This window comes from Armatimonadota bacterium (assembly GCA_020354555.1).
Lineage (GTDB): Bacteria > Armatimonadota > Hebobacteria.
Genome location: CP070648.1, coordinates 2,648,690 through 2,658,096, shown reverse-complemented (window position 1 = coordinate 2,658,096; position 9,407 = coordinate 2,648,690). Strand labels below are relative to the sequence as shown.

Here is a 9,407-nt window from a genome sequence, read left to right as displayed (position 1 = left end):
TGCTTGCTCAAACATAACGTGATCGCGCTCGTCAGCGTCGTCTTGCCGTGATCGACGTGCCCGATCGTCCCAATATTAACGTGCGGCTTCGTCCTCTCGAATTTGCGCTTGCCCATGATTACGCTCCCCTGTGACCGTGATGCGCCACAAGCAATCGTGAACTGGAGCCCACGCCCGGGATCGAACCGGGGACCTTATCCTTACCAAGGATACGCTCTGCCGACTGAGCTACGTGGGCGAGATCCCGGGCTGCAACCTAGGTTGCGGCGAGTGGTGGAGGGAGGAGGATTCGAACCTCCGAAGGCATTCGCCAGCAGATTTACAGTCTGCCCCCTTTGGCCACTCGGGAATCCCTCCCCCTTATTTAGTCTGATGTCCGGGGGCTTTTCGCGTCCCCGGACAGCGCTAGACTATCACATCGAAACCGATGCTGTCAAGGCGATTCGGCGCATGTCCTGAGCCGGTTGCCCGGTCACGATCGGGGCGTGGTCCCGTCCCACGGGTCACCGATCCGGCGGAAAAAAGCGCGACTGACCGGGAGGCGGGTCCCGGCCAGCCGCGCACACCGGGCGTCATGCTGGAAGCTGCCGCAACAACCTCCAGCGTGACGCCTAGGTCGCCACCATCATCTTCTTGAGGCCGCGTCCTATCTTCCTCTTCGCCCGCTGTAGAGCGTTGTCAACCGACTTGACCCGCCGCTGCAGTTCCGCCGCGATCTCCTGATAGGACTTGCCCTCGAGGTGGCTACGGAGAACCGCCGATTCCAAGTCGCTCAGGTCGCGCTTGATGCGCTGGCGCAGGTCGTCCGAGAACTGCTGCGTGACGACGACATCCTCAGGATCGCTCGTGTCGCTCTCGGCCAAGGTATCCAGGAGTGTGCGGTCGGAATCGGACTCGAAGAGGTTGGCGTGTAGGGAGACGTACGAGTTGAGCGGTATGTGCTTCTGCCGCGTCGCCGCCTTAATCGCGGTGAAGATCTGGCGGCTTATGCACAACTCCGCAAACGCCCGGAACGGGAGAAGCTTGTCGTTGCGGAAGTCCCGTATGGCCTTGAACAGGCCGATCATCCCTTCCTGGATGATGTCGTCGTGGTCAGCGCCTACCAGAAAGTAGGACCTGGCTTTGCCTTCCACGATGTTCCGATACTTGGACAGCAGGTGTTCAGTTGCTCTCTCGCTACCGTTTTTCGCGTACCGCACAACCTCCTCGTCGAGCATGCTCTGGAAGCTCAGACAGCCGCCGTCGCGAGTGACGATTTCACCCATTCATTAGCCTCCACGGATCCGGGTTTGCCCATAACCCGCGTGCCAGCTCTCACTACCCCACGTTCGGACGCCAACGGCGTCGCCCCGCTATCAGTTCTCAAGGTGCGATAAGACGCGCGATAAAGGATTGACCCTGCGAATGTCACGTGGCTTTCGGGCCCCGCCTGGGTTGGACTGATTATAGGGCAATTTCCTGAGGAAGTCAACCTCGTGTGTGTCGCTTTCTCTTTTTCGGACGGCCGGCCGGTCAGCGTCGGAATCGGAGGCTTCCGCCGGGCTTTCGCCGAGGTGCACGCCCGGCCCCTCGCCAGCGGGCTCTCCGGCCTCCGGGCCGCTTTCGGGGCGTTCGGCATCAGTCGCCCCCGGCATGGGCGGCGAAGGGCCTGTCCCGGTGCCCTGGCGGATGACGGCCCGCTCAGCGGCGTAGTAGTCCGTCGATATCGGCTCCGCGGCAGCAGCTTCGGCGCCTCCGGCGCGTCGCAGTACCTGAACGGTTATCCCTCGCCTCGGCTCGACTTCGACCACGCGCTCGCCCACCGCCAGCATCGGATCCTCGATGACCTGCGGCGGCGGCGGCTCCAGCCAGCGCACCCGTCGCACGAACTCCATCTCCGGCGGCGGCCCGTGCCCCAGCACCTCGCACTTGAGTCTGCGATCCTCGATACCAGCTCGCAGCACAACCGGATGCTCCAGGCAATTCCGAAACTTCAGGTCTATGGCGCCGTAGACCACCGTGGCGTCCAGCCCAGCGCGCGTGTAGGGAACCGGGCGGGAATGGTGGCTGCGGGCCACGATCTCCAGCCCCGCCAGCAGCGCGGCCTGGTAGAGCGTCGAGCTGAGCTGGCACGCCCCGCCCCCGGTGCCCGGAACGAGCTTGCCTCGTCGGATCACCGGGGCGGTGCGGTAGCCCGTCTGTTCCGTGCGCGGCCCGACGACCTCGTTGTACGAGAAACTCGCCCCCGGCATGAGGATGCACCCGTCCACCGCAGCTGCTGAGAGCGCCACGTTGTGCCGGCGGTCGCGCGAACTGCCCGCGACAGACGTCCTGACCGAGGCGAGCACGGTATCGATCGCCTTCAGGCGGTCTGCCGTAATCGCGGGGCCCATGAACCACACCGGCAGTCGCAGGTCGCGCTTGCACCCCCCGCGCGCCCATTCCTCAACTGCTTGAAGACCGCCATCGGCCTCAACTGTCAGGCCGGGTTCTCCTGGTGTGACCCGAACCTGCCCGCTGTTGGTTTCCACGCTGGCGTCGGTCGGCGAGCGGTTGAATCGCCGCGCGCAGCGCTTGACGAACGCCCGCGCGGCCTCGTCGTCAACCACAACGGGCACTGGGACATCCGTTCGCTGCCAGTACGATCGGGCTCGCTCGCGAAGCCGCTGCAATGCCGAACCGGTCCTGCCGACGGCGTACGCTTGCTCCACCGCCAGGTCGGTACTGAATGCCGCGCCCGTGTCTCGAAGCCGACACCGGTGCGTGGAAGCGCCTATGCGCACGGACAGCGGCGTATCGCCCCGCGGCAGCGGCGCTTTCGCGAGCGCGTCTCGGGCCGCAGATCGCTCGAGTCCCCCAAGGTCGTGCCCCGCGACCGACACGTGAGGGTAGACACGTCCGCGGTCCCGCGTCGCCACTGCGAGTCCCGCGACGAGAAGCGCCGCGGCCGCGATCACCACTCCGACCACTCGCAGCCGGCGGCGCAGTGCTGTTCCTAGGAGAGAGAGCGGCGCCAGGGCGCGTCGAATGAGCACCCGGTGCCGCCTCGGTGTGCGGCGATTCTCTGACGCCACGTCGCCCGTATCACGACTGGCGCCACGAGGTGCCGTCGGGGCGGTCCTCCAGAGTGATGCCCAGCTTCGCAAGTTCAGCACGGATCGAATCGGCCAGGGCATAGTCACCTGTCTCGCGAGCGCGCTGACGGACGTTGACCAGGATCTGCGTCAGCTTCGACGTCAGGTCTTGATCTTGCGCGCGGCCGGCTTCCAGAGCCAATCCTAATACGCCTGAAAGCTCGCGAAGGGTTGACAGGGCTTTCTCGAAGGACGGGCGCTGCGCCCGGGTCGGCACGAACCGCTCGTCAGCCAGGCGATGCGCCTCGGCGACCAACTGGAACAGTGCGGCCAGAGCGCGGGGGGTATTGAAGTCGTCGTCCATGGCTGCGCTGAAGCTTTCGCGCGCGGCATCGGTTGCTGTGTCGAGTGCCTCAAGCGGGCCGTCGCCCTCCTCGCCTGCCGCCGCGCGTGAGATCATCCGCTCCAGGTGCTCGCGGCCGACGAGGAGGCGCTCCAGCGCGCTGCGAGCCTGGTCCAGCGCCCCGTCCGTGAACTCAAGCTGCTGCCGATAGTGCGTCGAGAGGAACAGGAACCGCAGCGCCTGTGCGGGGTAATGGGCCAAGACGTCGCGCACGGTCGAGAAGTTGCCCAGCGACTTCGACATCTTCCTGTGCTCTACGGTCAGCCACCCGACGTGCATCCAGTAGCGGACGAACGGCGCATGGCCGGTGGCGGCCTCCGACTGCGCCCGCTCGTTCTCGTGATGTGGGAAGATCAGATCGGCCCCGCCGCCGTGAATGTCCAACTCCTCGCCCAGCAGCGTGCCTGACATAGCCGAGCACTCGATATGCCATCCCGGGCGGCCCGGCCCCCAGGGGCTGTCCCACGCCGGTTCGCCAGGCTTTGATGACTTCCAGAGAGCGAAGTCAAGGGGATCGCGTTTGCGCTCGTCAACCTCGACGCGGGCTCCGGCCATCATCTCGTCCACGTCGCGCCCCGACAGCTCGCCGTAGCCCTGGAACTTGCGTACCTCGAAGTAGACATCGCCGTCGAGCGGGTACGCGTAGCCGCGCTCGGTTAGTGTGGACGTCAGGCGGATCATCTGTTCGATGTACTCGGTGGCGCGGGGCTCGTGGTCGGCGCGGCGGACCCCGAGGGCCGCCATGTCCTCGAAATAGGCCTGGGTGTAGCGGCGAGCTATATCATCAGACGTGACGCCCTCGTCGTTTGCCGCGTTAATGATCTTGTCGTCGACGTCGGTGATGTTGCGCACCATCGTCACCTCGTAGCCCGCGTACTCGAGGTATCTCCTGATGGCGTCGAAGCTCACCTCCATGCGACCGTTACCGACGTGGACATAGCCGTACACTGTAGGCCCGCACACGTACATGCGCACTCGGCCCGGCTCGCGTGGGACGAAAGGCTCCTTATGTCTCGTGAGGGTGCTGTAAATGACGAGTGACAATTGGGTCTCCCGGCAGGATTGGAGCGCGTGACGCCCGCGCTGAGTTCGATACGCCGGCGCGCGCCGCCGGTGTCCCCTACGGCTCGGTTCGAGACGCCGGCATCGGGCGGCGCGCTTCTTTCAGCCTCTCGATCTCTTGCTCGAGGGCGCGGATGCGGTCGCTCAGTGCATCCATATGCGAGTTGATGAGTTCCATGCACTTGTCGCACGGATCCGGCACCTTGCCGTGCTCCAGGGAAGGCTCATCTACGCGCTTGCCATTCTGCACCACCACGCGCGCCGGCACGCCGACGGCGGTCGCATTCGCCGGAACGGGCTTGAGCACTACCGATCCGGCGCCGATGACGACGTTATCGCCGATCGTGATGGCGCCGAGAATCTTGGCGCCTGCGCCGATGGTCACGCTGCTGCCCACAGTCGGGTGCCGCTTCCCCCGCGTCTTCCCCGTACCCCCAAGGGTGACCCCCTGGTACATGAGCACGTGGTTGCCGACCTCCGCCGTCTCCCCGATGACGACCCCGGTGCCGTGGTCTATGAAGACTCCCTCGCCGATCTTGGCCGCGGGGTGGATCTCAATGCCGTTCACGAACCGCGCGACCTCGGAGAGTAACCGGGCTATGAGATGCAGCCCATGGCCCCACAGCCAATGGGCCACGCGATGCATGAGGATAGCGCGCACCCCCGCGTAGGTGAGCAGAATCTCAATCTTGCTGCGCGCCGCCGGATCGCGCTTCAGCGCCGCGCTGACGTCCTTACTGATCTCGGAGAACATGCGTGAAACGACCTCGGCCGGGCCGCTCGTGCCGAGTTACGCAGACCGGGGCCCGATTGCGGTACCCTTTTACCGAGGTTCGTGCATTACGGGAGGACGCAAGGGATGGCACCATTCCTCCCGCACGAACCTCGTCCGGAAGAGTCTGCGGGCATTACCCATGCTCCGGTAATAGCCGAGACTCTATAGGTAGTATAGGCAACCGCCCGAAGGCGTGTCAAGGCGAGGAGTCGCCAAGCAAGGCTCAGGGGCGTCACCTGTCGCCCGCACCTACGCCCACGCGTGGCGCGGCCTCCTCAGGTCCACGGTCCGCTGGCCGTTCGGGAATGCATGAATCCCCTCAGTATCGTATCTCGACATGGGTGCGGCGAGCCACGAAGTCGTCATACGGCTCAACCGTGGCCGCTCTCAGCCCACCTCCCGAATCGCCGCTGCGGACCGCGAATGCCAGAACGTTCTTGCCCCGGGGACGCAGTTGCGCCTGAGGCAGATGGAACTCTGACTGCGCGCCCCCCGCGAAGTGCTTGCCGAGCAGGTGTCCATTGAGGTATATCATGGTCTGCTCGGCCGCGTCCACGCGCAGCTTCCACGGAATCTGCCACCCCTCTCGCTGGGGGGCGGCAAAGGCGACGCGGTACCACGTGATTCCCTCAAAATCCCTCATCGCCCGGCTTTCGTGCCGCCATTCGCCCAGGGGGAGGATGTTCCAAGACGCGTCGCTGTACTGCGGCAAATGGAAGCCCGCGATCTCGCCCTGGAGTCGAGCGCGGATGCGCCACCCTTCGACGGGCACTTCGACCGGCTGGTCAGTTTGACTGGCCTCGCCAGGCCCGGCCTCGGAGCCCGCCCCCGGAAGCGCGCTCGGTCGTTCGCTCGGCCCGGCTTGTCGCAGGTGCACGGCGCGCAGGCCCTTCGTTTCGCCCATGCGCGGGCCTTCCGCCGGCCAGCCCAGGTTGTGATAGATGATGTCTATCGTGTTGTCGCCCGCGCGCAGCAGTTCGGATACGTCCGAAGTGCATTGGGTCATGGGCTGGCTCAAATCACCGACGAAGCGCCCGTTTACATAGACGAGCTTCGCGTCCGGAGCATAGGCGTCAACCGACAATACGCTCCGCCCCGCGGTATCAAATGTCGCGTGATACGTGACGTAGCCCGCGTCAAAGACATCCAGTTCCTGCAGCGGCTTCAACTCCACCTGCCGCCAACCCGACTCCTCCGTCAGCGGCTCGATCGTCGCCCTCGCGCGACTGAACGATTGCCGCAGCGACGGGCTGCCGGCGGTCAGGATGTCTCTGATTTTCCCGAGCACCCCGCCGCGCCTGGGGGGACGATAGTCCAGCGCCGGGGTGCTGATGCCGAAGCCGACAACGCGCGTCACCGGGTCGTAGGCGAACGGGGCCGGGGTGCCGTCTATACGGACCTCTGACGGAGCGCGGGGCATGACCGCGGTGAAGTTGGCGTCACCAGGCCTTAACTCGAAAGTCATCTCCAGCCCGTTCTCGTCCGCCGCCGCGTCACCCAGAAGATAGGCATCTGAGATCACGCGAATCGTGTCCGCGGCCGCGGCGACTTTCCACGACCTGAGAGCCCGTGCCGTCGGCGCGATCACCAATTCCAGAGGATCCATTACGACATGCTGCTCCCGGTCACCGAACCGATAGCTGATGGTGAGCGCGCGCCGGGCGGAGTCCCAGACGCTGTTGACGGGATCGCCTCCCAGCGCAGGCGGCGCATCGAGCCGCACGCGCAGCTCGCCCGGCTCGCCCGGTTCGCCGTGCACGACGAGCACCCGCCGATCAGCGACCGCGTCGAGACCCGCGATCTCCGACGTGCAGTATTCGAGGCGCCCGTGAGGCAGCGCGAGGCCGGCGACCAGGATCTTCGCTCCCCGATGCGGGAGCATAACGCGCCCTGCTGTCGGAATCGTCACCTGCCGGCCGTCCAACGGGTCGGTGTAGGTCACGCGCAGGTGCCGGGCAGTGCCAGCGGGCGACACCAGATCGGACTCATCGCGAAGGAAGATGAACGCGGACTCGCCGCTAATGCGTTCGACGACCGACACGCCGTCCTGGTCGGCGAACGCGGCTCCCTCCGGCAGCCGCCACGAGGACGCCAGCATGGGCCCGAAGTCCGCAAGGAAATCGCCGATGCCCTTGACCGCGTAGTACTCGTCTCTGAGCCCGCCGTGTTCCGCTATGGGCGCACCGCAGTCATACGCGGTGGCAATCCCGGGGTCGCCCCAGTAGCCGGGATTCGTGCCGGCGCAGCCCATGTAGTAGTTGACCAGATCTGCCCCGACTTCCAAGGCAGCGACTGCGAGCATGCGCGTCAACCCTGATTCGTCCCGGCTCTCCGCAGCCTGTGTGGCTGGGTCAATGGCGAGCGCCCGGCCCGTGGGGAGTTCGGAAACGAGAGCCGGCGCGCTATCCTCGCGCACACTCGCTTCGACTATCGTTCCTTGGTTCAGCGCGATGCCCCACGCACGCTCAAGCCTGACCGCATCTGTGATATCGGCCATTGCCGGGTCGCTGTTGTCCCGCGCGGCCGGGGTCGCCGTGGTGACGAGCGGCACGGTAATGCCGGAGTTGCGAGCCATGGCATGCAGCGCGCTCAGCAGTCCCCAACTCTCCTGGGCGTCAGTGCGCAACTCGTGTTCGAGCTGCACCATGATGACGCCGCCGCCCTCGCTGATCTGATGACGCGCGATGACCGGCATGACCTCGTCGAACCAGTGCTCGCACCAGGCGAGAAATTCAGGCGTTGCGCTCCGATAGCGAAGGCCTTTCGGCGAAAGCCATGACGGCAACCCCCCGCCGCTCCAATCGGCGCCGACGTACGGTCCGGGCTGAACGATGACGTGAAGCTTCAGGCTTTCGGCCAGGGACAGGAATTCGTCCAGATCGGCGAGGTCGGTTTTGCCCTCACGTGGCTCATGCCAGTTCCAGGGCACAAACGTGGACACGCAGTTCAGACCTGCGGCCTGCATCTTGTTAAGCCGGTCGCCCCACTCGGGCTTTGGGCAGCGGAAGTAGTGAAAGGCGCCGCTGTAGAGCAGGATCTCGCGGCCGTTGATGGTGAAGCTGCGCCGGTCGAATGAGATGCCGGGCACGAGCGGAGCAACCGGCTCGGCGGCCCGCGACGACGTCGGTTCCTCGCGGGGCTCCGGTGGCCTCGCGGGCAGCGGCCCGGCGAAATGAGCGTTGCCGAACTGGGATGGGTCCTTGATCCCCATCATCCCCGGGCTCCACTGGAGCCAGCCGTGGCGACGTCCGTCGTCAACGTCATGGAACGCCAGGTTGAGGCCGAAGACGCGCCCCGTTTCGTGCTGAACGCGCGGCAACTCAAACCAGGGCACGGATGCCTCATAGGTGAGCTTCAGCGGCGGCATGCCGGCATCAAGCGCGCCCGGCTTGACCTCGCGAACCACCGCCACCTTGGCCGAGTAGACCGGCCCCGCGCGCTCGGTCGGAAACCACCGCCAGGTCAATGCTCCGGTGGAGGAGTAGCAGAACCCGATCTCACTGTCATCCTCTCCGTAGCCCTGGCCGGCATCGTTGCGTGCGTCTATCGCAACGGCGACGCAGTCGCCCTCAAGCATGCGCGACGCGTCGCTCGGCGGCGACAGCTCGTCGTCATACGCCTCGACGGCGACATACAAGCTCTTGTCGTCCCACGCCAGATAGAACTTCGCGGCTGCATCGCCCGGGCCGCCGTAGGCCTCGCCCGGTCGAGCGGCCTCCCAGTGCGCCTCGCCGGCAAGCAGCACGGGCTCGACCCCTTGCCACTCGTCGAGTTTGCCGTCCACTGTGATCGGCGCGGGCATTTCCCGCGCCGAGTAATTCAGGAGCACCGCGATATTAGCTGACGCGGGGCGAATCGCCGCCGCGAGGCACAGTCCGAGCACGGCGACGCGCAGTGCCGTGCCGCGGCGCACAGCGGCGGTTGTCGGTGCGGACTCGCTGGCCATGTTGCCTCCCTGAAGCAGCCGCGGCCCGATGCGGCCGGCTCTTCCGTTGTCGTCGGTCGCGGTAAGAAGCAGGTCAATCCCATGGGGTTCCTGTATCGCCGAAGTGCTCCAGGCATGGTGCGCCTCGGGGGCACTCCGTAGCGCTTGCGCGCGGGCAATGTCCGAGAC

At 65.7% G+C, this 9,407-nt stretch carries 6 protein-coding genes and 2 tRNA genes; all 8 read right to left on the bottom strand.

The annotated features are described in order from the left end of the window. Positions 1 to 116: hypothetical protein (locus JSV65_10880; protein ID UCH36751.1), on the bottom strand; the 116-nt coding region annotated here is incomplete at its 3' end. A 46-nt stretch (positions 117 to 162) separates the two neighbouring features. Next, positions 163 to 238 (bottom strand) — tRNA-Thr (locus JSV65_10875). Positions 239 to 271: 33 nt separating this feature from the next. Next, positions 272 to 357 (bottom strand) — tRNA-Tyr (locus JSV65_10870). Between the two features lie 254 nt (positions 358 to 611). Then, on the bottom strand, positions 612 to 1,265 hold the full coding sequence (gene sigH, locus JSV65_10865; GenBank protein UCH33092.1) for an RNA polymerase sporulation sigma factor SigH: 654 nt from the start codon (positions 1,263 to 1,265) through the stop codon (positions 612 to 614). Between the two features lie 90 nt (positions 1,266 to 1,355). After that, positions 1,356 to 3,014, bottom strand: coding sequence for a VanW family protein (locus tag JSV65_10860; protein ID UCH33091.1), 1,659 nt, complete (start codon positions 3,012 to 3,014; stop codon positions 1,356 to 1,358). A 49-nt stretch (positions 3,015 to 3,063) separates the two neighbouring features. Continuing rightward, positions 3,064 to 4,500 (bottom strand): cysteine--tRNA ligase, encoded by a 1,437-nt coding sequence (locus JSV65_10855; GenBank protein UCH33090.1) that lies wholly within the window; start codon positions 4,498 to 4,500, stop codon positions 3,064 to 3,066. A 76-nt stretch (positions 4,501 to 4,576) separates the two neighbouring features. After that, positions 4,577 to 5,272 (bottom strand): serine O-acetyltransferase, encoded by a 696-nt coding sequence (cysE, locus tag JSV65_10850; GenBank protein UCH33089.1) that lies wholly within the window; start codon positions 5,270 to 5,272, stop codon positions 4,577 to 4,579. A gap of 340 nt (positions 5,273 to 5,612) precedes the next feature. Beyond that, positions 5,613 to 9,239, bottom strand: coding sequence for a beta-galactosidase (locus JSV65_10845; GenBank protein UCH33088.1), 3,627 nt, complete (start codon positions 9,237 to 9,239; stop codon positions 5,613 to 5,615). Positions 9,240 to 9,407 lie beyond the last annotated feature (168 nt).